Consider the following 254-nt stretch of genomic DNA (forward strand, 5'->3'; position numbering starts at 1 on the left):
ATGATGTTGTCACCCGTAATTGGATTGACCACCACCACTGGTGTGGTGATGTCGACTGTGTAGCTCGCATCCGCAGTGGCGTTGCCCACGTTGCCTGCTGCATCGGTTGCTGCAATGCTGACGTTACTCACTTTGTCAGCATCAAGTACCAATTGCCCGCCGGCAACCGTCACAGCCCAGGTACCACCCGCTTGTACGGTGGTGGTTAAGTTAACGCCATTGACGTTCACGGTCACCACATCACCAACCGTGTA

Annotated in this window: 1 protein-coding gene; it reads right to left on the reverse strand. The window is 54.7% G+C overall.

Annotation, left to right across the window (positions count from 1 at the left end; genetic code table 11):
* A partial coding sequence (locus GBI66_RS19560; RefSeq protein WP_171494358.1) for a hypothetical protein occupies window positions 1-254 on the reverse strand: 254 nt, incomplete at both ends.

The sequence above is a fragment of the Acinetobacter sp. TUM15071 genome, from assembly GCF_008980925.1.
GTDB classification, from domain to species: domain Bacteria; phylum Pseudomonadota; class Gammaproteobacteria; order Pseudomonadales; family Moraxellaceae; genus Acinetobacter; species Acinetobacter dispersus.